Origin of the sequence: Pseudomonas viridiflava, assembly GCF_003702045.1 — a bacterium.
GTDB classification, from domain to species: Bacteria; Pseudomonadota; Gammaproteobacteria; order Pseudomonadales; family Pseudomonadaceae; genus Aquipseudomonas; species Aquipseudomonas viridiflava_C.
This window is the reverse complement of sequence record NZ_RBTP01000076.1, coordinates 263,619-287,006: the sequence shown is the minus strand read 5'-3', so window position 1 is coordinate 287,006 and position 23,388 is coordinate 263,619. Positions and strand designations below refer to the sequence as shown.

The 23,388-nt window shown below is 59.9% G+C and carries 16 protein-coding genes; 6 read left to right on the top strand and 10 right to left on the bottom strand.

Translation table 11 applies throughout. The features are described from left to right. Nucleotides 1–185: 185 nt before the first annotated feature. Nucleotides 186–788, bottom strand: a complete 603-nt coding sequence (locus ALP40_RS24165) for a flavodoxin family protein (RefSeq protein ID WP_122210653.1) — start codon at nucleotides 786–788, stop codon at nucleotides 186–188. A 183-nt stretch (nucleotides 789–971) separates the two neighbouring features. Between ALP40_RS24165 and ALP40_RS24160 the strand changes: the two genes are divergently transcribed. After that, complete coding sequence (locus tag ALP40_RS24160) at nucleotides 972–1,880, top strand: LysR family transcriptional regulator (protein WP_122210652.1); 909 nt, start codon at nucleotides 972–974, stop codon at nucleotides 1,878–1,880. A gap of 48 nt (nucleotides 1,881–1,928) precedes the next feature. Here the strand turns inward: ALP40_RS24160 and putA are convergent, their stop codons facing one another. Then, nucleotides 1,929–5,882: a trifunctional transcriptional regulator/proline dehydrogenase/L-glutamate gamma-semialdehyde dehydrogenase gene (gene putA, locus ALP40_RS24155; RefSeq protein WP_122210651.1), complete on the bottom strand. Its 3,954-nt coding sequence runs from the start codon at nucleotides 5,880–5,882 to the stop codon at nucleotides 1,929–1,931. A 444-nt stretch (nucleotides 5,883–6,326) separates the two neighbouring features. On the opposite strand from putA, the gene putP reads away from it, so the two are divergent. Continuing rightward, on the top strand, nucleotides 6,327–7,814 hold the full coding sequence (gene putP / locus ALP40_RS24145; RefSeq protein WP_122210649.1) for a sodium/proline symporter PutP: 1,488 nt from the start codon (nucleotides 6,327–6,329) through the stop codon (nucleotides 7,812–7,814). Nucleotides 7,815–7,900: 86 nt separating this feature from the next. On the opposite strand, the gene ALP40_RS24140 is transcribed toward putP, so the two are convergent. Beyond that, nucleotides 7,901–8,572 carry a polysaccharide lyase family 7 protein gene (locus ALP40_RS24140; RefSeq protein ID WP_122210648.1) on the bottom strand — a complete coding sequence of 224 codons (672 nt, stop codon included), beginning with the start codon at nucleotides 8,570–8,572 and terminating at the stop codon, nucleotides 7,901–7,903. Nucleotides 8,573–8,889: 317 nt separating this feature from the next. Between ALP40_RS24140 and ALP40_RS24135 the strand changes: the two genes are divergently transcribed. The 3 genes from ALP40_RS24135 to ALP40_RS24125 are packed head-to-tail and all read left to right on the top strand — an operon-like array spanning nucleotide 8,890 to nucleotide 11,905. Continuing rightward, nucleotides 8,890–11,019, top strand: coding sequence for an EAL domain-containing protein (locus ALP40_RS24135; protein WP_122210647.1), 2,130 nt, complete (start codon nucleotides 8,890–8,892; stop codon nucleotides 11,017–11,019). Nucleotides 11,020–11,060: 41 nt separating this feature from the next. Further along, entirely contained in the window at nucleotides 11,061–11,585 is a 525-nt protein-coding gene (locus tag ALP40_RS24130) for a YgjP-like metallopeptidase domain-containing protein (protein ID WP_122210646.1), read from the top strand. Nucleotides 11,586–11,608: 23 nt separating this feature from the next. After that, nucleotides 11,609–11,905 carry a helix-turn-helix domain-containing protein gene (locus tag ALP40_RS24125; RefSeq protein ID WP_122210645.1) on the top strand — a complete coding sequence of 99 codons (297 nt, stop codon included), beginning with the start codon at nucleotides 11,609–11,611 and terminating at the stop codon, nucleotides 11,903–11,905. Nucleotides 11,906–11,984: 79 nt separating this feature from the next. On the opposite strand, the gene ALP40_RS24120 is transcribed toward ALP40_RS24125, so the two are convergent. Beyond that, nucleotides 11,985–12,443 (bottom strand): GNAT family N-acetyltransferase, encoded by a 459-nt coding sequence (locus ALP40_RS24120; protein WP_122210644.1) that lies wholly within the window; start codon nucleotides 12,441–12,443, stop codon nucleotides 11,985–11,987. Nucleotides 12,444–12,897: 454 nt separating this feature from the next. Between ALP40_RS24120 and ALP40_RS24115 the strand changes: the two genes are divergently transcribed. Then, entirely contained in the window at nucleotides 12,898–13,635 is a 738-nt protein-coding gene (locus tag ALP40_RS24115; protein WP_122210643.1) for an ABC transporter substrate-binding protein, read from the top strand. On the opposite strand, the gene yccS is transcribed toward ALP40_RS24115, so the two are convergent. The 6 genes from yccS to ALP40_RS24085 all read right to left on the bottom strand — a co-directional run bounded on the left by yccS (nucleotide 13,616) and on the right by ALP40_RS24085 (nucleotide 22,958). After that, complete coding sequence (yccS, locus tag ALP40_RS24110; RefSeq protein WP_122210642.1) at nucleotides 13,616–15,814, bottom strand: YccS family putative transporter; 2,199 nt, start codon at nucleotides 15,812–15,814, stop codon at nucleotides 13,616–13,618. The two genes, ALP40_RS24115 and yccS, sit on opposite strands and share 20 nt — an antisense overlap. 114 nt (nucleotides 15,815–15,928) lie before the next feature. Then, entirely contained in the window at nucleotides 15,929–17,107 is a 1,179-nt protein-coding gene (locus ALP40_RS24105) for an NAD(P)/FAD-dependent oxidoreductase (protein ID WP_122210763.1), read from the bottom strand. Nucleotides 17,108–17,223: 116 nt separating this feature from the next. Continuing rightward, nucleotides 17,224–18,603 carry an ATP-dependent RNA helicase DbpA gene (gene dbpA, locus ALP40_RS24100; RefSeq protein ID WP_122210641.1) on the bottom strand — a complete coding sequence of 460 codons (1,380 nt, stop codon included), beginning with the start codon at nucleotides 18,601–18,603 and terminating at the stop codon, nucleotides 17,224–17,226. 164 nt (nucleotides 18,604–18,767) lie between these two features. Further along, nucleotides 18,768–20,180, bottom strand: a complete 1,413-nt coding sequence (mdtD, locus tag ALP40_RS24095; protein WP_122210640.1) for a multidrug transporter subunit MdtD — start codon at nucleotides 20,178–20,180, stop codon at nucleotides 18,768–18,770. Nucleotides 20,181–20,190: 10 nt separating this feature from the next. After that, entirely contained in the window at nucleotides 20,191–21,516 is a 1,326-nt protein-coding gene (locus ALP40_RS24090) for a TldD/PmbA family protein (RefSeq protein WP_122210639.1), read from the bottom strand. Next, nucleotides 21,516–22,958, bottom strand: coding sequence for a TldD/PmbA family protein (locus ALP40_RS24085; RefSeq protein WP_122210638.1), 1,443 nt, complete (start codon nucleotides 22,956–22,958; stop codon nucleotides 21,516–21,518). The genes ALP40_RS24090 and ALP40_RS24085 overlap by 1 nt, the downstream gene beginning before the upstream one ends. Between the last annotated feature and the right edge of the window lie 430 nt (nucleotides 22,959–23,388).

Below are 23,388 nucleotides of genomic sequence, written 5' to 3'. Positions count from 1 at the left end.
CGACGCACCTTTGCTGAAGATCGCTCCAGTCTAGGCGGGCAAACGGGGTGGGGGTAGCAAGATTGATGCGGGTGATGAAGGGCAGTGGGCAGTGGGTATCGTGGCGATACCCACGTGTTCAACGGCGTGGGCTGCGCAGCAGGCGCTGGCTCGGCGAAGGCCCTGTGGGAGGCCCCCACAATTAGTCAGAAGTTGAACGAGGCGGCCTGCTCGTCAGCGAAGAGCAGTCGGCCTGCTATTTCAGCAACTCGGGCTCCGTAGAGGCGTGCGGTTTCCAGATCGCCCGGAGACATTTCTTCAGGCGTCGCGTCGGCGGGCGTCTGTGCCATCGGGCCGATGAACGAGCCCATGCGGTTGAGATCATCTCGCTGCGACGCCTTGGTATTGGCCGACTTCATCCCCACGCCGACCCAGACGCCACGATGCTGTGCGGCGAGCAGGGTGAAATATTGCAGCGTTGACAACTTGTCTCCGTTGATGCTCGCGCTATTGGTAAATCCGCCGAAGACTTTGTCTTTCCACAGATCCTCAAACCAGGGTTTGGACGACGCATCCGCAAACTTCTTGAACTGCCAGCTTGGTCCGCCCATGTAGGTGGGGGAGCCAAGAATGATGTAGTGCGCTTTCTTGATGTCTGCCCATGCCTGTTCTGGCAATTCACCTTCGGCGTCTATGGGCAGCAGGCTCGCTTTTGCGCCCTGTGCTACAGCCTCGGCCATACGCGTGGTGTGCCCATAGCCCGAGTGGAAAACAACAACACCTTTCAAGCCGGAGGAAACAATGCTCATGATAAAACCCTCACTGTCGGATGGACTCACTGGTTCTGATTGCGCCGCAATGGGTCTTCGCTGCGGGATCGCAGAAGCGGGCGGCTCGGCCTGAATGCCGTAGCCAGGACTGTGACTATGGACGGTTGTATATTTGCTATAAAGTATGCCAATCGAAACTGATAGTTGTCTTTTGGTATAACAATGCACGACCTTGAATCCCTGACGATTTTTGTCCGTATTGCCGAGATGGCCAGCTTTACCCATGCTGCGCAGAGCCTTGGTATCCAGAAAGGGCGGGCATCCAATGTCGTACGTCGTCTTGAAGCTACGATGGGTACGAGGCTGCTTCACCGCTCGACACGCGCCGTGCAGTTGACTGAGGACGGGCGTGCGTTTTACGTGCGAGCACAGGCGTTGCTCGCCGACGCCGAAGAGTTGGGGTCGATGTTCGCGGGAAGTGAGGCACCATTGCGGGGTCGATTACGCGTTGATTTGCCCACCGAACTCGCCCGAACGACCCTCATGCAGGCGCTGCCTTCTTTCATGTCTCGCCATCCTGAAGTCCAGCTGGAAATATCGAGTACTGACCGGCGTATCGATCTTGTGCTGGAGGGCATGGACTGTGCCGTGCGTGTGGGTGAGATCGTCGACGAGACGCTGGTTGCGCGGCGACTGGGGATTTTGCGCATGGTCAACGTGGCAAGCCCAGCCTATCTGCAACGTCATGGTGTGCCCCACACGCTGGACGACCTGGTTACCCAGGGTCATCGAATGATTCATTACACGCCCACACTGGGCAGTCGGCCTTTCGGCTGGGAATACCCCAAGGATGGTGGTTACGCCACGCTGGAGCTTGCCGGCGCGCTCAGCGTCAACAGTGTGCAGACCTATCATGCGGCGGGTTTGGCGGGTATCGGGCTTATACAGGCGGGTTTATCCAGCCTCAGCGGTCATCTTGCCAAGGGTGAATTGATTGAGGTGCTTGCTGATCTGCGTCCAGAGCCATTGCCGGTTTCGGTGGTGGTCGCTCACCGGCAGAATATGTCACGCAGGGTGCGAGCTTTTGTGGAGTGGCTGGAAGAAGTGCTGGAGCCTTATCTGGATCACTGAATGGAGCAAGGGCATGCTCGATTAACCGAGACATGCCCCTGTGTTTGATCAGCCGATCGTCATCAAACTCGCATTACCCCCTGCCGCTGCGGTGTTGACGCTCAATGCGCGTTCGATCACCAGGCGCTCCAGCGGGATGTTGGTTTCGCCGTGAGACAGGCCGTTGACACCGATGATTGCGCCGCTGCGTTGGGCGATCTGCTGGCAAATGGCGCGCAGTTGATCCGAATCGCCATGATGCAGCACCGCATCGATGGCCACCTCGTCCTTGGTCCAGTCGGCAACCAGCCTGATGCGTGCCTGTACCTCTTTCGGCAGACGTGTGCGCAGCGGTTTGCTGATGTTGGTTTCAGGCCAGACAGCGGAGCTGCCCACTGCCAGTACGGCAGCCAGTTGTGTCAGCAGGTCGGCTTCATCGTCTGCCAGGCACAGCACGTGTTCACGTGGCAGGATGGCGTAGCTGTTGCGCTCGCCGGTCGGGCCCGCCAATTGACGGGTGATGCCGCTTTGCGACTGCTCGGCATACTGGCTGCACAAGACGTCCAGTGGTGCGTTCTGATGGCTGGTCGCCCAAGCTTTGAGCGCCTGCAACGGCTTGCTCATGGCTTCACGCAGGCGCACATCCGGTGCCGATACGGCATCGCCCCGAACGAACGACTTTTCGATGGCGTCCTGTGGACGGGTCGAGAGCAGACGGTACAGGTACAGCGGACCACCGGCTTTCGGACCTGTACCGGACAGGCCTTCGCCGCCGAACGGCTGGACGCCCACCACAGCACCGACGATGTTGCGGTTCACGTAGACGTTACCGGCATGAACGTTGTCGATCACCTTGGCGATGGTTTCGTCGATACGCGTGTGCACGCCCAGTGTCAGGCCATAACCGGAGGCATTGATCTGAGCGATCAACTGGTCCAGTTCCTTGCGCTTGTAACGGACCACGTGCAGCACGGGGCCAAAGATCTCGCGTTGCAATTCATCGAAGCTTTCCAGCTCGATCAGGGTCGGCATCACGTAGGTGCCGCGCTTGAGTTCGGCGTTGTCGGCGATGGCCACCTGATACACGGTGCGGCCTTTATCACGCATGGCCTGGATGTGTTTTTCGATGCCCGACTTGGCTTCGGCGTCGATGACCGGGCCGATGTCCACAGACAGACGCTCCGGGTTGCCCAGGCGGTTTTCAGCCATCGCTCCTTTGAGCATTTCGATGACGCGATCGGCGGAGTCTTCCTGCAGACACAGCACGCGCAGTGCCGAGCAACGTTGACCGGCACTGTCGAAGGCCGACGATACGACATCGATCACCACCTGTTCGGTCAGTGCCGATGAGTCGACGATCATGGCGTTCTGGCCGCCCGTCTCGGCGATCAGCGGAACCGGACGGCCCTGCGAGTCGAGTCGACCGGCCACGTTGCGTTGCAGCAGACGCGCCACTTCGGTGGAGCCGGTGAACATCACGCCTTTGACGCGCTCATCGCCGACCAGACCGGCACCGACGGTTTCGCCGCGCCCCGGCAGCAGTTGCACCACACCTTCAGGGATGCCAGCCTCCAGCAGCAAGCGCACGGCCTGAGCGGCGATCAGCGGCGTCTGCTCGGCAGGCTTGGCCAGGACCGGATTACCCGCAGCCAGCGCAGCAGCGACCTGACCACTGAAAATCGCCAGTGGGAAGTTCCACGGGCTGATGCAGACCACCGGACCCAGCGGGCGGTGTGCGTCGTTGGTGAAATCGTTGCGGGCCTGCACCGCGTAGTAGCGCAGGAAATCTACGGCTTCGCGCACTTCGGCAATGGCGTTGGCGAAGGTCTTGCCGGCTTCTCGGACCAGCAGGCCCATCAACGGTTGAATCTCGCCTTCCATCAAGTCGGCGGCGCGCTCCAGGATGGCAGCCCGCTCGGCGGGCGGCGTGGCCTGCCAGATCGGGCCTGCGCTCAAGGCACACTGGATGGCGTTGTCGACGTCCTGCACGGTGGCTTCCTGCACATGGCCGACCACATCACGGCTATCCGACGGGTTCAGTGCGGCGGTCGCCACGCCTTCACTGGCTGGGCAACCCAGCATCGGAGCCGCTTTCCAGTCGTTGTGCGCCGTGGCCAGCAGAGCCGAAGACAGCGACGCCAGACGGTGTTCGTTGGCCATGTCGATGCCGCTGGAGTTGGCGCGTTCGCTGCCATACAGATCGCGTGGCAGCGGGATGCGCGGGTGCGGCAGGCCAAAACCGCCTTCCTGGGTGGCCATGCGCTCGATCTGGTTGACCGGATCGGCCACCAATTCCTGAATGGAGATGGTGTGGTCGGCAATACGGTTGACGAACGAGGTGTTGGCACCGTTTTCCAGCAGGCGGCGCACCAGATAGGCCAGCAGCGTTTCATGGGTGCCGACCGGCGCGTACACGCGGCACGGACGGTTCAGCTTGCCATCAGCGACCTTGCCTACAACTTGCTCGTACAGCGGTTCGCCCATGCCGTGCAGGCACTGGAATTCATACTGTCCGGGGTAGTAGTTCTGACCGGCGATCTGGTAGATGGCCGCCAGGGTGTGCGCGTTGTGCGTGGCAAATTGCGGGTAGATGACTTCCGGTGCCGCCAACAGTTTGCGGGCACAGGCGATGTAGGACACGTCGGTGTACACCTTGCGGGTATAGACCGGGTAGCCTTCCAGGCCTTCGACCTGGGCGCGCTTGATCTCGCTGTCCCAGTACGCGCCTTTTACCAGACGGATCATCAGGCGGTGGCGGCTGCGACGGGCCAGATCGATCACGTAGTCGATCACGTACGGGCAGCGTTTCTGGTAAGCCTGGATCACGAAGCCGATGCCGTTCCAGCCGGTCAGTTGCGGCTCGAAACACAGGCGCTCCAACAGGTCCAGCGACAGCTCCAGGCGGTCGGCTTCTTCGGCGTCGATGTTCAAACCGATGTCGTATTGTTTGGCCAGCAGGGTCAGCGACAGCAGGCGCGGGTATAGCTCTTCCATCACGCGTTCGTACTGGGCACGGCTGTAGCGCGGGTGCAGCGCCGACAATTTGATGGAGATGCCCGGACCTTCATAAATGCCACGGCCATGAGACGCTTTGCCAATGGAGTGGATCGCCTGCTCGTAGGACGCCAGGTATTTCTGCGCGTCGTGCTCGGTCAGTGCGGCTTCACCGAGCATGTCGTAGGAGTAACGGAAGCCTTTGGCTTCAAAGCGGCTGGCGTTGGCCAGTGCTTCACCGATGGTTTCGCCAGTGACGAACTGCTCGCCCATCAAGCGCATCGCCATGTCCACGCCTTTGCGGATCATGGGTTCGCCGCTCTTGCCGATGATGCGGCTCAGCGATGAAGTCAGGCCTGCTTCGTTGTGTGTGGCAACCAGCTTGCCGGTCAACAGCAGGCCCCACGTGGCGGCGTTGACGAACAGCGACGGGCTATTGCCCAGGTGCGGCTGCCAGTTGCCGTTGCTTATCTTGTCGCGAATCAGTGCGTCGCGAGTGCCTTTGTCCGGAATACGCAGCAGCGCTTCGGCCAGGCACATGAGCGCGACGCCTTCTTGGGACGACAGCGAAAACTCCTGCAGCAGGCCTTGAACGATACCGGCCCGGCCGCCAGCGCTCTTCTGGTTGCGCAATTTCTCGGCGATGGAGGCGGCCAGCTTGTTGGCGGCTTCGGCCATTGGCACCGGCAGGCGTGCCTGTTCCAGCAGCATCGGCACCACTTCAGGCTCAGGGCGGCGGTACGCGGACGTAATGGCGGCGCGCAGCACGGACTGCGGCTGGATGCTTTCGGCGAAGTCGAGGAAGCATTGCAGCCCGGCATCGTCTGCCAGGTCGCCGCGGTCGTCAGTGTCCTTGCTCGTCGAACCGTTGAGCTCCAGCAGGGTTGCACCACTCTCCAGCTTTTCCAGGTAATTGAAGATGGCCTGCTTGATCAACCAGTGCGGGGTACGGTCGATGGAGTGGGCGGCTGCTTTCAATCGCTCGCGGGTCGGGTCGTCCAGCTTGACGCCCAGAGTGGTGGTGGCCATGTATTGTCCTCATTGTCGCCACTGCGGGTGTGGCTTTGGCTTTGACGCAGATTAGCCTCGCATCGGGATAAGGTGCAACCGGGTGCAACCTTTTTTTCAGGATATTTCATGACAATTTTTAGCTTTGTCATGGAAAACAGCGAGTTGCCGTTTCAGGGGACATTTTTATTTGAGTGATCGCCGTCATCTGCCCCAAAATAGGGCGTCAGACGCCAGAAAACTGGTTTTTTGGAATGGGTGCAACTTGTCGATTGAAAGTGGTTGCACCTTGTTCAACTTGTTTAATAGGATTCGGTCCACGGTACAACCGTAGTCATCGATTGTTCGCTCCATGAAGCAATCAGTCAGCGCGGTGTCGGGTGAAAAGGCTTGGGTGGGCTGGGTTTCAGTGTCATCCCCCTTGGTCATCGGGTGCCCAATAAAAACAATGCCAAGGCAGAACTCATGAGTGTCAGCAACCCAACCTTGATCACGTTTGTGATCTATATCGCGGCAATGGTCCTTATCGGGCTGATGGCCTATCGCTCCACCAATAACCTTTCGGATTACATTCTGGGCGGGCGCAGTCTGGGCAGTGTCGTGACGGCGCTTTCGGCCGGTGCTTCAGACATGAGCGGCTGGCTGTTGATGGGTCTGCCGGGCGCTATCTACATGTCGGGATTGTCCGAGAGCTGGATCGCCATCGGGCTGATCATCGGTGCCTACCTGAACTGGCTGTTCGTGGCCGGTCGCCTGCGGGTGCAGACCGAACACAACGGTGATGCGCTGACCCTGCCTGATTATTTCAGCAGCCGCTTCGAAGACAACAGCGGGCTGCTGCGTATCATCTCGGCCGTGGTGATTCTGGTGTTCTTCACTATCTACTGCGCATCGGGCATCGTTGCAGGCGCGCGCCTGTTCGAAAGCACCTTCGGCATGTCCTACGAAACCGCCCTGTGGGCCGGTGCGGCGGCGACGATTGCCTACACCTTCGTCGGCGGTTTTCTGGCCGTGAGCTGGACCGATACCGTACAAGCCACGCTGATGATCTTCGCGCTGATCCTGACGCCCATCATCGTGCTGCTCGCAACCGGTGGTGTGGACACGACCTTCCTGGCTATCGAAGCGAAGGATCCGACCAGCTTCGACATGTTCAAGAACACCACCTTTATCGGCATCATCTCGTTGATGGCGTGGGGCCTGGGCTATTTCGGCCAGCCGCACATCCTGGCGCGCTTCATGGCAGCCGACTCGGTCAAGTCGATTACCAATGCCCGTCGTATCTCGATGGCCTGGATGATCCTGTGCCTGGGCGGGACGGTTGCCGTGGGTTTCTTCGGCATCGCCTACTTCTCTGCCAACCCTGATGTGGCAGGTCCCGTGACCGAAAACCCTGAGCGGGTGTTCATCGAACTGGCCAAACTGCTGTTCAATCCCTGGGTTGCGGGCGTGTTGTTGTCGGCGATTCTCGCCGCCGTCATGAGTACGCTGAGCTGCCAGCTGCTGGTGTGTTCCAGTGCGCTGACCGAAGACTTCTATAAAGCCTACCTGCGCAAAGGCGCTTCGCAGTTGGAGCTGGTGTGGGTCGGTCGTGCGATGGTGCTGCTGATTGCGGTGATCTCCATCCTGCTGGCGTCCAACCCGGAAAACCGTGTGTTGGGTCTGGTGAGCTACGCGTGGGCAGGCTTCGGCGCTGCGTTCGGTCCGGTGGTGCTGATTTCGGTGCTGTGGAAAGGCATGACCCGCAACGGCGCGCTGGCCGGTGTGATCGTCGGCGCCGTTACCGTGGTGCTCTGGAAGCAGTTCAGCACGATGGGGCTGTATGAAATCATTCCCGGCTTTATCTTCGCCAGCATTGCCATCGTGGTCTTCAGCCTGATCGGTAAAGGCGCCTCGGCTTCTATGCAGGCGCGCTTCCTGGCTGCCGAGAAGGATTTCCAGGCCAACCGCTGATAGCGAACGCTTCAGCGTTCTGCAAAAAGAAACGGCCCGTACTCTGAGGAGTGCGGGCCGTTTTCGTTTGTGGCGAGGCGTATCGTTCAGGTTCTGTCGTGATCGATATCCAGGTTATAGAACGTAGCCTTGCCACCTTCGTTGCTGAAACCGTTGTGGTCCTGAACGTAGACCCCCGCCTTGAAATACAGCGGCTTGTCGCGCCAGCTCGCGCTGATCTGCTTGCTCCAGTCGACATCCCGCGCGCTGACGCTCAGTTTGCCGCTGCGGCTGAGGTGGATGACGTAGTTGAACTTTTCATTGAGCGGTACGCCTTCGGCGATCTTGTAGACCTTGCTTTCGTCATCGTCGAAGCGTGTGCGCACCTTGGCCACGATGTCGCCCGCCTTGTCGGCTTCCTTGTACTGATACTCGACCTTGAGCATTGGCTCGGTGCTTTCATAAGCATGGATCTGGCCAATGACGACTTTGCCGGAGGACGGAACTTGGTTGACCTCCAGTTTGGCGTTCAAAAAGTTGTCGGCGTCGGGGTACATCCAGTTACGCAACGTGCCATCGGGCCAGGTTTCCCGAAACTCGCTGCGCGGGTATTTGGCGTTGTCTGTCTTGGTGCCGGTGACCGGAGCCCAAAAGAAAATGGATTTGGAACCCGATCCAAAGTATTTGCTGTCATAACCCTTTACCAATTGAGCTGTCTCAATGGTTCTGGGCGGAACATCCACCGGAATGCTGAGTTGCCACGGTGCAAGATCTATCATTTTTGGTCCATCCAGAATAGGAATGCTTGCCTGCGGGAGGCCTCTAGTCAGAGGGTTTCAGCGTGGCTTTATACGGGTTGTAGGACAATTTGTTAATCCAAAATTGTCAGTCGGATGACGTCAAAGTGCTGTCACTTTTCCTACAGGCCTCTGTATGTAGGGGCTGTAGGGAATGACCGTTAGTCGGGTAGGTCGATGTTTAGTGATGGCAAACAGCTGGCTTGCTTCTGCTTTTCCCAAGACGCAGCTAGAGTTGATTTCATACGTATGACGGTCTTCCTGAGTTTCAGGCGTCGTGCCACAGATAGAGAAGCAGCATGGAATGCGCGCAATTCGGGCCAGCAGACGGCTCTTCAGTGTTACTGGTTGTAGATGACTATCCAGAAAATCTGGTAACGATGTGCGCTGTCCTGCAAAGGACTGACTGGCGCATCGTCACGGCCAGTTCGGGAATCGAGGCCCTGACCATCCTGCTGGAGCAGGAAGTGGATCTGGTTCTGCTGGATGTGCAGATGCCCGGCATGGACGGTTTCGAGGTGGCCCGCCTCATGCGCGGCAGCCAGCGTACGCGCCTGACACCGATCATTTTTCTGACCGCCAACGAGCAGACCAAAGACGCGGTCCAGAAGGGCTATGCCAGCGGCGCGACCGATTACCTGTTCAAGCCCTTCGACCCCAATATCCTTAAGCCCAAGGTCCAGACACTTCTGGAGCAGCAACGCAATCGACGTGCGTTGCAAGCACTGTCCCAAGAACTGGAAACGGCTCGCGCGTTCAACGCCTCGGTGCTGGCCAACGTTGCCGAAGGCATCCTGGTGGTGGACGAAAACGGCGTGATCAGCTTCGCCAATCCTGCGATCTGCTTTTTGCTCAACGCCACCGTCGAACAGTTGTGTGGCACGCGGGTGCTGGATTATGTCCAAGAGCCCCACGCGGGCAGTTGGCTGAACTCGGGCTTCTATAAACACTATCGCAGGGCAGATACTTACCGCGTTCACGACGCCATTCTGCGCACGCCCCAAGGCCGTCAATTGCCGGTTGCGCTGTCGTGTGCGGCCTTGCCCGTCGAGCAGAAGGCGATGGTGCTGACCGTCCTCGACATGTCGGTGGTGCGTGACCTGTATCAGCAACTGGAGAAGCAGGCGGTTACTGACGCGCTCACCGGGCTGCTCAATCGGCGCGGTTTCTACCAGGCCGTCGAGGGCGTGCTGGGCCGCAACGATCAGGTCGGCAAATACCTGGTGGTGCTGTACATGGACCTGGACGGCTTCAAGCAGATCAACGACGCGCTGGGCCATGATGCGGGCGATCAGGTGTTGATTTGGGTGGCCGAGCAGCTCAAGGAGAGCATGCGCCCTTATGACATTCTGGCGCGCATCGGCGGCGATGAATTCACCGTGGTCATCGACGGGCTCGATTACCCCGAGCAGGCGGCCAAGATCGCTGAAAAGTTGATCGAGCGTGTTTCGGGTCGTCGGCATGTCGACGGCGTGGAGGTCAGTCTGGGGGCGAGCGTGGGGATTTCCACCTACCCCGATTGTGGTGCCAACCTCGATGGGCTGCTGCGTGCAGCGGACATCGCCATGTACGAGGCCAAACGGGCCGGACGTCAGCAATACCGGTTCTACGACCAGAACATGAACGGGCGTGCCCGGTCGCGGTTAATGCTGGAAGAAAGCGTGCGCACGGCCATCGACGGCAAGGATTTTTCGGTGGTGTACCAGCCTCAGGTTCATGTGGCGGATGGCAGGCTGCGGGGGTTCGAGGCACTGTTGCGCTGGCAGCATCCCGCCGTCGGCGACGTACCGCCTGCGTTATTCATCCCGTTGCTGGAAGAAACCCGATTGATCAACAGGCTGGGTAGCTGGATCTTCGACCAGGGGGCTGAGCAGCGTCAGGTCTGGAGTGGCGTATTCGCGTCCGATGTGGTTCTAAGCGTGTGTGTCAGCCCGACGCAATTCTGTATGCCCAATCTGGTGTCCGAACTCAAGCGGGCAATGGACCGTTTCGACCTGAAACCGGGCCAGTTGGAAGTCGAGATTACTGAAAGCGCTCTGGTACACAACCTCACTCACAGCCACAAGCAACTGGGGCTGTTGCATGACATCGGCGTGCGGGTTGCGCTGGATGACTTCGGGACCGGCGAGTGCTCGCTGTCGCACCTGCGAAACCTGCAATTGGACACCTTGAAGCTCGACAGGCATTTCGTGGCCAATATTCTGGGAGCGCCACGGGAGGCTGCGCTGGCGCGCAGCATCATCGACCTGTCCCGCAACCTCGACATGCTGATCATTGCTGAGGGTGTCGAGACGCAGGAGCAATACCAGTGGCTGGCCGACAGTGGTTGTCAGGTGGTACAGGGCTTTTTCATTGCCCACCCGATGCTGGCGGATGAAGTGCTGCACTTCCCGAGTCAGTTTGAGTTGCCAGGCTTGAAACGGGGCTGAGTGCTGTAGAATGGCGTCTTTTCAGCCTGCGCCCCAACTTCATGACTGCGTCCAGCCAAGCTCCGCTCAAATACCTGCAGGCCTATCCCCAGGCCCTTCAGGATCAGGTGCGCCAACTGATCGCTCAGGGGCGGCTTGCCGATTACCTTCAGCAACGCTACCCCGCACGTCATCAGGTGCAGAGCGATAAGGCCTTGTATGCCTATGCGCTGGCCCTGAAGCAGGATCATCTGCGCAACGCGCCCAGTATCGACAAGGTGCTATTCGATAATCGTCTTGACCTGACCCATCGTGCGCTTGGCTTGCACACTAAAATTTCACGGGTGCAGGGCGGCAAGCTCAAGGCCAAGAACGAGATTCGTGTGGCGTCGCTGTTCAAGGAGGCGCCACCGGAGTTTCTGCAGATGATTGTGGTGCATGAGCTGGCGCATTTCCGCGAGTCCGATCACAACAAAGCGTTCTACAAGCTGTGTGAGCACATGCTGCCCGGCTACCACCAGTTGGAGTTCGACTTGCGCATTTATTTGACGTACCGCGAGCTGTCCGCCGCCGGATCGATCACCTGAATCACCCACTGAAGGACACCCCGATGGAAGTCAGCAAGACCAAAAGCAGCTTCTACCGCAGGCTGTATGTGGCGTACCTGATCGACTGTAAACTCGCCAGCAGCGTACCGGAGCTGGAGAAAGTGACAGGCATGCCACGCCGCACCGCCCAAGACACTATTGCCGCGCTTGCCGATCTCGACATCGTCTGCGAATTCGAGCAACAAGAAGGTGCCCGCAACCATGCCGGGCATTACCGGATCATTGACTGGGGCGCTATCGACCGGGACTGGATCACCCATCACCTGGCTTCGGTCAAGGCCGTTTTGGGGTATCCGTGATGGTTCCCACGCTCTGCTGGTAACGCTGCTCAGGCCGCTCCGCGTGCGCTCTTGCAGTCGGCGCGCAGCGTGAGTGTCCTCACTCCAGATCCCGGCGCATGCCGATGTGGGGGATGTCGTCTTCCAGGTAGACCTCGCCCACAGCATTGAAACCGTAGCGGCTGTAATAGCCTTGAAGGTGCGCCTGCGCGGACAGGTAGATCGGCTGATCGGGCCATTTGCGCTCGGCGTGCTCTAGGGCCTGGCTCATCAGTTCGTGGCCAATGCCCCTGCTGCGAATCGACGGTGCGGTCACCACGCGGCCGATGGTCACATCACCGCCTTGCTGGATGGGGTCAAGCAAGCGCAGGTAAGCGACCAGTTGGTCGTCCTGCCACGCCATCAAGTGGCAGGTGTCACCTGTCAGGTCCTGACCATCCACGTCCAGGTACACACATTGCTGTTCCACCACGAACACCTCGGCGCGCAGCTTCAGCACGGCGTAAAGCTGCTCGATGTTCAGCTCGGTGTGATGTTTGCAGATCCATTTGATAGACATGTTGCCGACTCGCAGAGAAACCAGAAGCGAAGTCTAAACGCATCTGGCGTCATTCCCAATAAACGCTGATGCGATAGGGGCATCGCAGGCTGTTACGGCGCATTTACCTTGTCCCTACGCGCTCGTAGTCCGGCAAGCTCACTTTTCTGGAGTTTCGCAAAAAACACGCGTGAAAACGTCTTTCGCACCCAAGGTTTTCCCGCCAGACGCAGTGCGCCACGCAGCCATGCCAAGCCCTTGGGCGTGTAGTGATGGCGAGCGTCGCAACAGCCGTTACCTGCGTCACCGGCGAATGTGCACGAGCCCCCAGGCGTGGAAACACGACCGGCTGCATCCCGTTGACTTGTTGAACCGGCGTTTTGGGTCTTCAATAAGGCTTAAAGCCATCGTTATGAAAGGCGACTTCGGTGTCGTCAGCATCGCACCGGCACGCGGTCCTCTCAGGAACCAAAGCATGTCGTACCTGCTTCGAGCCTTAGGGTTTCTGGTGTTTCTGTCGATGGCGCACGCCAGCGCTGCGGAAAAATTGCGTCTGGTCGCTGATCCCTGGCCACCCTTCACTGACGCCCTGCTGACCAATGGCGGGCTTGCCACCGATATCGTCAGCACTGCGCTGAAGCGTGCCGGTTATACCGTCGAGTACGCACAAGTGCCGTGGGCCAGAGCGCTGCTGGGCCTGAGCGAAGGTCGTCATGACGTGCTGGTGGATGCCTGGTTCAGTGAAGAGAGGACCCTGATCGGCCAGTTTTCCAAGCCTTATCTGGTCAATCGCATTCGTCTGCTCAAGCGCAAGGACTCACCCATCGCGGCCCAGACCCAGAAACAGTTGCATGCCTACGTGATCGCCGTTGTGCGCGGTTACGCCTATGCGCCTGAATTCGACAACGACACGTCAATGCAGAAAGTGCCGGTGCAGAATTTTTCAGCGGCGCTGCGCATGCTGGCCGCCGAGCGGGTGGACCTGACGCTGGAGGATGAATATGTCGCGCGTTACAAACTCAACCTCGAGTCAGAAGAGATTCGCGACCGCGTGGAATTGCTCCCTGGATCGCTCAGCGAGAATGGCCTGCATATTCTGGTCAGCCTGAAGCACCCAAGGCATGCCGATATCGTCGAAAGCTTCGACCGCGAAATTGCCGCCATGAAGGCAGATGGCAGTTACGACGAGCTGTTCAGACGGCATGGTCTTTGACGACATCGGGTGTCTTGATCAAGTGCGCGGCGAGGGTGCGTAACGGCGACAGTTGTCGGCAGATCAGTGCCAGTTGGGTCTGGACCAGTCGCTGGCTTTCATCCATCTCTTCGGGTATCTGCTCAAGCTGCGCCGCCAAGGCTTCTTCTTCATCGCTCTGTACGGCAACGTTCTGCTTTTCAGCGAGGCCACTGGCGATTTCGTCGATACTGGCGGCCAGCCGCGCACCTGCGCCGTCGATCAAGTGCTCATGGACATCGGTTGGCAGTTGCGTGTCACGGTGCGCGCCCAGACCGGACAGGTAACTCAGCAGCGTGTGTGACAGCACAAGAAAGCGGAATCCGACGTCCGCTTCCTTACGAAAATGCCCCGGCTCCATGAGCATGTTCGCCAGCGTGGTCGACAACGCCGCGTCAGCGTTGTGCGCGTTGCGTCGGGCCAGTCGGTACGCCAGATCGTCACTCTTGCCCTTGGCGTATTGCTGCATGATTTGCCGCAAATAGATGCTGTTGCAGGTCAGCGTGTTGGCCAGCACCTTGTTCAAGCGCCGCCCTTGCCAGTCCGGCAGGAACAGGAACACCGCAAGGCCTGCGATCAGGCTACCCAACAGCGTATCGAACAGCCTTGGGAGGAACAGCCCGTAACCATCGCCCACCTGATTGAAGCAGAACAGCACCATCACCGTGATCGCCGCAGTCGACAGCGTGTAGCGGGTTGTGCGGTTGACGAAAAACACGACGCCGGCCAGCACGGCGCACATCGATTGCAGAATCGGACTGGTGACCAGATCGAACAGTACCCAGCCGACGGTCAGCCCGATGGCCGTGCCGATGATCCGCTGGCCGAGCTTGCGTCGCGTCGCGCCGTAGCTCGGCTGGCAGACGAATACCGTGGTCAGGATGATCCAGTAGCCCTGCGACGGGTGAATCAGATGCACCATCGCATAGCCGATCGTCAGGGCCAGCGGCAGGCGCAGTGCGTGACGAAACAGCAGTGAAGTCGGCGTCATCTGCAAACGCAGCCGTGTCCACACGTCCTTGAGGTTGCGCGGCGAGCGGTCCAGCAGACTGCTGTCAGTGGCGTCTGCCACGGCATCCGGGTTGCTGGCGTCGCTGATCAGACGATCCAGCGTGGAGAGGTTGGCGGCCAGGGCGCGTAACGAACGCAATAGCCCGCGCCACGCCGGGTTGCTCTGAATGCGCAGGTGTTCGAGAGAGGCGTGCAGGTCTTCCATTGCCTCGGCGAAGCTTGGGTCGTAAACGAACGGCTGGCGCAACTGGATGGATTCAGAGAGTACCTGACACGCCACGCCCTGCTGACGCAGCAGGCGTTGGCAGCGGAACAGCACGTCACTGTGGAAAAACGCGTCGGTTAGCGAGTTGTAGGGGTAGTGCGACGAGCTGGCGCGCTCGTGGATGTCTTGCGCGATGAAATACAGTTTCAGATAACGACTGACTTTCGAACCCGGCCGTCCGCTGCCGACCCGGTGCAGAATGATCTCCTTGGTCGCATTCAGCGCCGCGACCACTTTGCCGTTCTGCTGCGCCAGCTCAAGGCGACGGGCTTCCACGTTCAGGGTGCGAATCGGCTCGAACAACGTCGACTTGAGTTTCAGGTACTGACCCAGTTCGCGGAACAGCCGCGCCAGCGCCTGCTGCACCGGCTGGTTGGAAAACAGCATCTGCCACACGACGGACAGCAGGCCGTACCACGCGGCACCCGCCACCAGCAGCATCGGCTCATGCCAGAAATCCAACACCTCACCGCCGCGCTGGTCCACGCCTATCATGGTGTAGACCGAGAGAATCAGCGTGCCATAGGCAATCGCGCCGTAGCGCTCGCCCAGCGCACCGAGCATCGTCAGGCAAAAGCTGGCCAGCGCCAGTGAGCAGACGAACAGCCAGGGGTAGGGAAACAGTAATTCGACGGCAAGGGCGGCGATGCTGAAGCACACCAGCGTCACGGCCAGCGCGTTGAGGCGGCCTTGCCAGCTGTCGTCGGTTTCGGCCAGAGCGCTGGCGATAATCCCCAGAAACAGCGGGATCAGCAGGGCCATCTCGTTTTGATACCAACACAGCGCCATGCTGCCGGTCAGGGCAATGAAGACTCGAACGCTATAGCTGAATTTATCCAGCGCCCACAAACGGCGGAAGGTGTGACGAAGCGATTTCGATGCCATGAATAAGCTGACGGCCTTGTGCTCAATTAATCGATCCTGCAGGAGGATATGTACAGACCAAACGCCCGGCTGTACATCCGACTCGCAAAATTTATACCGGCATTCAGTAGCAGGTCACACGTATTGGGCCGCAGCGTAGGCCGATGCCCATGCCCATTGGAAATTGAAGCCGCCCAGATGCCCGCTCACGTCCAGCACTTCGCCGACAAAATACAGGCCGGGCGACTTCAGCGATTCCATCGTCTTGGAAGACACCTCACGTGTGTCGATCCCACCCAGCGTGACCTCGGCCGTGCGGTAACCTTCGGTGCCCGCCGGAATGACCTGCCAGCTCGCCAGTTTATCGGCGATGTCGGCCAATTCAGCGTGGGTGTACTGCTTCATCGGTTTGGAAACGAACCAGTGCTCGGCGATCAGGTTAGCCATCTTCTTGGTGAAGATCTCACCCAGCAGTGTTTTCAACTCACTGTTGGGGCGTTCGGCCTGTTGTTGCGAAAGCCAGGCGGGCACGTCGTGATCGGGCAACAGGTTGATTTCAACGGTATCGCCAGGCTGCCAGAACGAGGAAATCTGCAAAATGGCCGGGCCGCTGAGGCCACGGTGGGTGAACAGGATGTTCTCGCGGAAGTAAGTGTCGTTGCAGCTCACCAGACAATCCACCGAAGTGCCCGAGAGTTCGGTACACAGCGTCTTGAGCTGATCGGTGATGGTGAACGGCACAAGGCCTGCGCGCGTCGGCAGCAAGGTGTGGCCGAACTGTTTGCCGACCTGATAACCAAACCCGGTTGCGCCCAGTGTCGGAATCGACAGCCCGCCGGTGGCGATCACCAGGGATTGGCAATCCAGCGTGCCGAGCGTGGTGTGCAGCCGGTAGCCCGAATCGGTCTTGTCAATCTGCTGCACGGAGGTGTCCATGTGCAGGCTGGCACCGGCCTGACGGCACTCCTCCAGCAGCATCTCCAGAATGTCGCTGGACTTGTTGTCACAGAACAGCTGCCCGAGTTTTTTCTCGTGATACGGCACGCCGTGTTTGGCGACCATCTCGATGAAATCCCATTGGGTGTAGCGCGCCAGTGCGGACTTGCAGAAGTGCTCGTTCTGCGAAAGGAAATTGGCAGGCTCGGTGTACATATTGGTGAAGTTGCAGCGTCCGCCACCCGACATGAGAATCTTCTTGCCGGGTTTGTTGGCGTGATCGATCAGCATCACCTTGCGCCCGCGACTGGCAGCGGTAAACGCACACATCAAACCTGCGGCGCCAGCGCCAATGATTACAACGTCAGTAACGGGCACAGCATGGTCCTCGGGAATCGCCTGCATGGACGCTGCGCGTCCGCTTCTGGAGGTGACGCAGAGCGTCACGGGCTGCATGCCCACGCCGGGGCGTGGGCACGATCACTCTCGGTGGTTTACAAAATCCGCACGCGCAGCGACTTGCCTTTGATCTTGCCGTTGTTCAAGCGCTCAAGCGCCTGTTTGGCCATGCTGCGCTCGACCGCCACGTAGGCCTGGAAGTCGAAGATCGCGATCTTGCCGACGTGCGTGCCCGGAATACCGGCTTCGCCCGTCAGCGCGCCGAGAATGTCGCCCGGACGCAGTTTGTCCTTGCGGCCCGAACCGATGCACAGCGTCGTCATGGCGGGCAGCAGTTTGCCGCCTTCCTTGATGCTCAACTGGTCGTATTGCTGCCAGTTCAACGGTGCTTTCTGCAGCTCTTCAATGGCACGGGCGCGCTGGCTTTCCGACGGTGCGACCAGGCTGACGGCGATGCCTTTCTCGCCTGCACGGCCGGTACGGCCGACGCGGTGGATGTGGATTTCCGAATCGCGTGCCAGCTCGACGTTGATCACCATGTCCAGTGCGTCGATGTCCAGACCGCGTGCGGCCACGTCGGTGGCGACCAGCACCGAGGTGCTGCGGTTGGCGAACATTGCCAGCACCTGATCACGGTCGCGCTGTTCCAGATCGCCATGCAGGCCGACGGCGGACATGCCTTTGGCGGTCAGGTGATCGACGACTTCCTGGACCTGCTGCTTGGTGAAGCAGAACGCGACGCAAGAAGTCGGGCGGAAATGGCCCAGCACCTTGACCACGGCTTCCAGACGCTGCTCTGGGGAAATCTCATAGAAAATCTGCTCGATCTGGCTGTCGGCGTGCAGCGCTTCGACCTTGACGGTCTGCGGATCGCGCATGAACTTCGACGACAGTTGCTTGATGCCGACCGGGTAGGTGGCCGAAAACAGCAGGGTCTGACGGCGCTGCGGGGTCTGTTCGATGATGTCGGCGATGGCGTCGTAGAAGCCCATGTCCAGCATGCGGTCTGCTTCATCGAGGATCAGGGTGTTCAGGCCGTCCAGCACCAGCGAGCCTTTGCGCAAGTGCTGCTGAATGCGGCCCGGCGTACCGACGATGATGTGCGCGCCGTGCTCCAGCGAACCGATCTGCGGGCCGAACGACACGCCGCCACACAGGGTCAGGACCTTGATGTTGTCTTCCGAACGGGCCAGACGACGGATTTCCTTGGCCACCTGATCGGCCAACTCGCGGGTCGGGCACATGACCAGTGCCTGGCAGCCGAAGAAGCGCGGGTTGATCGGGTTCAGCAGCCCGATGCCGAAGGCGGCGGTCTTGCCGCTGCCTGTTTTGGCCTGAGCGATCAGGTCCATGCCCTTGAGAATCACCGGCAGGCTCTGCGCCTGAATCGGTGTCATTTCGGCATAACCAAGCGACTCCAGGTTAGCCAGCATGGCAGCAGACAGGGGCAGAGTATTGAAAGCGGTGTTTGTCACGACGATGGACCTGCAAAACAAAAATGTCGCGCAGTGTATCAGGTCCGGGGATAGGCTCAGATGGCGATGTCGATAAATGGCTGATCGGCGTGCTGATCAGTGCTCGGTGATGATCGTTCCCACGGTCGGAAACGTGTCCGATGCCGGACGAGGCGCGGATCCACTCATGCCACCTTCTTGCGCCCCTCGCCCGCAGGCAGTTGCAGAAAGATCCCCGCGGCGAACATCGCCAGTATGCCGACGCTCAGGAAGGTCATCTGGAATGCGCCCAGTACATTGCTCACCTCGCCTGTCGCCACCTCGTCACTGAAGCCACCCAGCAACGCTGCGGCACTGGCCACCCCAAGGCTCAGCGACAGTTGCGCCACCACGGACAACAGGCTGTTGCCGCTGGCGGCGCTGGCGTCGTCGAGGTCGATCAGCGTTACGGTGTTCATAGCGGTGAACTGCAATGAGTTGACCGCTCCCAACAACCCCAGATGCACCAGCAAAACCCAGTACGGCGTTTGCCCGTCGACCAGTGCCAGGCTGGCCAGCAAAATGCCCAGCAACAGCGTGTTGCCGGTCAGGATAGTGCGATAGCCCATGTGCTCGATGAGCCAGCGCGCCACGGTCTTGGCGAAGATCCCGGCAGCGGCGAGTGGCAGCATGCTCATGCCAGCCTGGGACGGCGAGTAGCCCAGCGCGACCTGTAGCAGCAACGGCACCAGAAACGGCAGGGCGCCGCTGCCCAGTCGAGCGAACAGGTTGCCCATGATGCCGACCGCAAAGGTGCGGGTGCGGAACAGCGACGGTGCGAACAAGGGCGCGTCGATATGCCCGGCCCGCAGCCAGTAGGCCGCCAGGCAGCCCATGCCGGCGAACAGCAGCAACACCACGCGCATGTGCGGCAGGTGCAGCTCGCCCAGGCCTTCCATCGCGATGGTGATCAGCACCATTGCTGCGCCGAACAGCACGAAGCCAACCCCATCGAACCGTGTTCGTCCGCCTCCGGGAATGTCCGGGATGAAGTGCTTGACCGCGTAGCAGCCCAGAATCCCGACCGGAATGTTCAACAGAAAGATCCAGTGCCAGCTCAGGTACTCGACCATCCAGCCACCCATCGTCGGACCGAGCAGTGGACCCACCAGCCCCGGTACGGTGATGAACCCCATGATCCGCACCAGCTCCGAGCGCGGGTACACGCGCAGCACGATCAGCCGCCCGATGGGCACCATCAGCGCGCCGCCCAGCCCTTGAATCACCCGTGCCCCGACCAGCATGCCCAGCGAGTTGGACAGCGCACACAGCAGCGAGCCGAAACTGAACAGCAGAATGGCGCTGAAGAAGATCCGCTTGATGCCGAATCGGTCCGCAATCCAGCCCGAGGCCGGGATCAGCAGTGCGATGGTCAACATGTAGGCGATGACCACCGATTGCATGCGCAGCGGGTCTTCGGCGAGCGATTCGGCCATCGACGGCAAGGCGGTGTTGAGGATCGTGCCGTCCAGGCTTTGCATGAAGAAGGCGATGGCAATGACCCACGGCATCCAGCGCAGGGTCTTGTCGTCCAGTACGTGCGTGGCAGAGTTGCTCATAAGCTCCTTGCTATAACGTGAGGGTCAGTCGGCTGATCAAAGCACCCGGCAATTGAATGGAGCCTGTCTGGCGTTGGCTGTAAGTGCTCGATTGCAGAATGAGTTCTCGCTCGCGGGTCAGGTCTTCAAGGGCACTGCCCAACAAGCTGTAGGCACTGTCGTCGAAGCGCATGGTGCTGACGGGCGCGACGATCTTGCCGTCTTCGACCCAGAACGTGGCGAAACGGGTCATGCCGGTCAGACGAGCGGCAGGCCGGTCCGAGAAGTTCAAATACCAGAGGTTGCTGATGTACAGACCGGTGCCGAGCTTCTGCAACACCTGATCCAGTTCCAGCGAACCCCCTGCAATGTCCAGCGCGCTGGGCCACTCGCCGTAATCCGCGCCATTGGCCTGCAGGTCGTATTCAGCGGCGCTGCTGGAGTCCACCAGTCGTTCGCCTGCTTTGCCCGCCGCGATCAGCGCCAGATCCTTGCGCGGATAACCTTCACGGGAGAACGCCGGAGACAGCGAGCCGCTAACGTTCTCGTCAACGCTGACCAACGCGCTGAAGTGCGTGTCGCCGTTGTACAGCCGCTGCAACGGGCTGTGTTTGCTGGCAATGGCCTGAGCGGAAAACCCGCCCCAACTCAGCATGCCGATGATTTCATCCAGCGCCGCCGGTGCCAGATAGGCGCGGTACTGACCGGGTTCAAGGGTGTGTAGCGGGCGACCGAGATAGGCCAGTTGCTCACGGGCCTGCTCGAAGCGGCGTGTGAACGCCTCGTTGTCCCAGGCGTGACCGGCGTAGTTGGCTTTGACCGCCTGGCCGTTTTCGTGAAACAGGCTCCAGTCGAAGTTGAAGCTGTTGGCCTGATGCCAGCCCTGCGCGCCCCAGGAACTGGCGAAGCCTCGATAAAGAGGGCCAGAGGCATAGAAACCGACCAGATCCAGCCCGTGCGCCAGTTCGCCGATCCGCTCGACGACCTGGCCGCTGTCCGGCAGCGGGCTTTCCTGAACGTTGTTGCTTTGCCAAGGCTGCGTATTGGGCAGCAGATACGGGTCCTTTGACAGCAACGGCAGGGTTTGGCGCAACTGCTGCAAGGCATCGGTCATACGCTGCGTGTCGGTGTCCATGTCGCCGGAAAGGGTCAGTTCCAGGTTCGCGTGGCGGCCGTCATCAATCAGCTTCAGGTTCAGAATGGCTTGCTGCACCTGACCGGCCTGACGCACCTGGCCGTGATTGAAGCGAATGAAGTCCGACGCCTCGGCGTCATACGCCAGCGTGAACTGTTCGCTGGGGCCAATGGCTGCCTTGAGCGCGGCGACCAATGCCTCGAATTGCTGTTGATGAGACATCAGGCGTCACCTCCAAACACATCGACGTTGCTAAAGACACACGCTGGCGTCGCGTGGCCGACCCGGATTGCCTGATTGGGTTCGCCTTTGCCGCAGTTGGGCGTGCCCAGCACTCTGAACGTGCTGGCATCGCCGACTGCGCTAAGGCTTTTCCAGAAACGGGCTGATATCGAGCGGTAGTTGGGATTCTTGACCACGCCTTTCAGTTCGCCGTTTTCGATCAGTTGGCCCCACTCGCAGCCGAACTGGAACTTGTTGCGGGCATCGTCGATGGACCACGAACGGTTGTTAGACATCAGAATGCCGCGCTCAATGCCACCTATCAGACTGGCCATCGATTGGTCACCCGGCTCGATGTTCAGGTTGGCCATGCGGTCGATGGGCGGGCGGTTCCAGCTGCAAGCGCGGCTGTTGGCAACACCGTCCAGGCCGCTGCGGTATTGCGACAGCGCACCGCCAAGCGGGCGTTGCAGCAGGCCGTCTTTGATCAGGAACTGCTTGCTGGCTGCCGTGCCATCGTCGTCGTGTGCGTAGCTGGCCAGTTGCTCGGGGATGTCTGGATCGAAGGTAACGTTGAGCAGGCTGGAGCCGTACTGCAGGGTGCCGAAGTCCGACATTTTGACGAAACTGGTGCCCGCGTAATTGCGCTCGTCACCCAGAATCCGGTCCAGCTCCAACGGGTGCCCGATGGCTTCATGGATCTGCAGCACCATCTGGTCAGGCATCACCAGCAGGTCGCGTGGGCCGGACGGTGTGTTGGGGGCCAGAATCAACTGCATCGCCTCATCGGCGACCTTGGTGGCTGAGCCGATCAAGCCGCAACTGCTCAGCACTTCTACACCGCCCTGCTGACCAAAATTATGGCCACCCAGGCTGCGGGTCTGACTGTCGGCTCCGTCGTAGGCCGTGACGCTCATGCCAGGAAACACAAAGCGCTGCGCCTGACGCAGTTCGGCACCAGCGGTATTGAAGTAGATCTGCTCGACCGTCTCCAGCCCCAGCGTTGCCTGCCAGTTGACCAGCCGTTCGTCTTTCGGAACCGACGTGGATTCGGTCATCAACAGGCCGATGCAATCGCTCAGCGGCGGGAAGGCCTGGTTGAAGTTCGGCGAGAAATAATCGGCCCTGGCCGTGGAAACCGGGTGGGCAGTCAGGTCCAGCAACGCGTGGGGTGCCAGACGCCGGGCCATCGCCTCTGCCTGCTGGAGAGCAGCCTGCAAGCCGTTCTGGGACAGGTCATTGGTCGCGGCATAGGCTTCGACGCCATTGAGGCGCACCGTCAGCATCGCGCCTTCATCCTTAAACAGCGACGGCGGTTCGGCGACGTTCTTGCGCACGCTCAGACGCTGGCCGTTTTGCCGGACATAACGTATGGAAAAGAATTGCGCATCACTCGTGAGGGCAGCAAACCGCTGCTTGAGCTGAGCGGAAAAATCGAACATGCAGACAAGCTCCTTCTTGAGGGCGGTCGGTAAAGTCCGGACGGCCTTGTGGGCCGATTGCCTTGAAGACGGAGATTAACCCGAGGACGGGCGCGCTGCACCCGTTAGGTTGAGATAGACGCTTACGTGACCCGAAAGGACGCTCTGCGCCAGCTTCCGAGTGGGACGCGGAACGTCCCAGGCTGCATGCCCACGCGGAGCGCTCGTCTTTATACATAAGTCCTCATGGAGGAATACGATGCCTGAACGTGGGAGCGGACTTGTCCGCGAATGCTATGTTTCAGACGCTGCATCTTCGTCGGATGTACCCGCTTTCGCGGACAAGCGGAGCGCCGCCCGGTCCGCTCCCTAGGCCGAAATCGTGGCCGTTCCAGAGGCTAATCGCGACTTGTGTATAACGAGCGCTCTGCGTGGTAACGCCTGTCAGGAT